Raw genomic sequence first — 1,848 nt, 5'->3', positions numbered from 1 at the left:
AGGCGGCGGTGGGTGAGGCGGCGCGGGCGCGCGGTGCCGGGGCGTGTTGGGAGAGGCGAGCGGCGGGTACGGCGCCGCGGTCGGGGGGCGCCCGGTTTCCGGCGTCGGGCACGGGGCTCGGGCCGGCGGGCGCCCGATTTCCCCCGGCGGGCGGATCGGCGGCGCTGCCGGGTGCGGGAGCGCGCCGTTGCGGGCCGGCGGGCGTGGCGCCGTCCGCGGATGGCCCGCCGCGCGCGGAGACGGCTCGCGTGGCCCTGCGCGGAGCGCGGCGGCCGCCTGCTGAGCCGGCCGGCGGCCCGCCGGCGGCCACGGAGGCGGCGTTGCCCGCAGCGTCGTCGGAGGCGGAGCCGCCCTCGGAGAGCCCGGCGCACTCGGGGGTGGCCCACGCGTCTCCGGCCGGCCCACGGCCGCCGTACCCCGAGCCGACGGGCCGCCCGAAGGCGGGTGGCTCACCGGCGGGCGCGCCGGCGTCCTGGCGGGCGGCGGCCCGCGCGCCGCCGCCGTCCGGCTCGTGGCCGTCCGGCCGGCAGCCGGCTCCCCCGAGATCGGTGAGGGGTCCGTCGGCGGAACCCGGGGTGGCATGGCCGGAGGGGCCGTCGCTTCGGGGAGCGTCGGGGAAGGCGTCCTCGTACGAGGAGCCGTCGGTGGTGGAGAGGTCGGCCAGCCAGGAGAGCGGCGGCTCGGGGAAGGGGTCCGTGGCGGCATGGGCCAGGGCGGCGGACTCCCAGGTCCGGCGGCCGGGCCGGGCTACGGCGGCCGGGCCGGCCGCCGGTCGAAGGGCGCCGGGTTCGGGCCCGGCGGAACCCGGCCCCGGCCCGAACGGGTCGGCTTCGAGCCCGGCAACGTCGGAACCCGACTCGGCAGGCTCCAAACCCCGCTCGAAGGGACCCGGCCCCCGCCCACGCGGATCAGGTTCAAACCCGGCAGCGTCGGAACCCGGCCCGGCAGGCTTGAAACCCCGCCCGAACGAACCGGGCCCCGGCCCACGCGGGCCAGGCGCAAGCCCAGCAGCATCGGAACCCGACTCGGCAAGCTCGAAACCCCGCTCGAAGGGACCCGGCCCCCACTCGTGCGGATCAGGTTCAAACCCGGCAGCGTCGGAACTCGGCCCGGCGGGCTCGAAACCCCGCCCTAAAGAACCCGGCCCCCGCCCACGCGGGCCCGGCGCAAGCCCAGCAGCGTCGGAACCCGGCTCGGCAGAGCCAGGATCCGACCCCGAAGGCCCGGGCGCCGGCCCGGCAGGTCCGGGCCCCGGCCCGGCAGGTCCGGGCTCCGGCCCCGGCCCGGAGGGGCCGGGCTCCCGTTCGGGTGGGGGTGGGCCGGATGTGCGGCCGTTGTGGTCCTTCTGGTTCACGCGGTCTCCCCCCGGCGTTCTCAGCCCAGCCGTACGGGTTTCTCCGGGCGCACCCCGACCTCGCCCAGCCAGGCGCGCAGGGGTTCCCCATCGCCGTCCTCGATCAGGCTGAGGACGGTACGGGCCAGGTCGGCGCGGCGGGCGCCGCCGACCAGGAGGGCGGGGCCGTCCAGCCAGTCCAGGCCGGGGGTGGCACCCGCGGTGTCGACGGCGGCGCAGCAGATCATGGCCGTCACATGGTCGGTGAGCAGCTCCCGGCCGCTGCGCGGGGGCTGGAGCGGGAAGAGCGGGGCGAGCCCGTCGAGCCCCGGCTCGCCGGTGGCCGGCGGGCCCCCGGGGCCGGCGCGGCGGGCTTCGTCACGGCCCGCCTCCCGGGCGATCTCGGCGCTGAGCCGCAGGCCCAGCCGCTCCCCCACGTCCGGGCCCGTCGGCCCGGTGAGGCGGTCGAGGACGCGGTCCACGGTCGGCGGGACGGGGGCGGCGGCCACCGGGGC

2 pseudogenes are annotated in these 1,848 nt (G+C 79.9%); both read right to left on the bottom strand.

The window, feature by feature from the left end:
• A pseudogene (locus ACSNOK_RS32820) lies at nucleotides 1-871 on the bottom strand (hypothetical protein); the annotation flags it as partial.
• A gap of 503 nt (nucleotides 872-1,374) precedes the next feature.
• A pseudogene (locus ACSNOK_RS32815) lies at nucleotides 1,375-1,848 on the bottom strand (hypothetical protein); the annotation flags it as partial.

It is taken from the genome of Streptomyces sp. URMC 126, from assembly GCF_051386555.1.
In the GTDB taxonomy this organism is placed as follows: domain Bacteria; phylum Actinomycetota; class Actinomycetes; order Streptomycetales; family Streptomycetaceae; genus Streptomyces.
The sequence above is the reverse complement of the archived record's forward strand: the minus strand, read 5'-3'. Positions and strand labels throughout refer to the sequence as shown.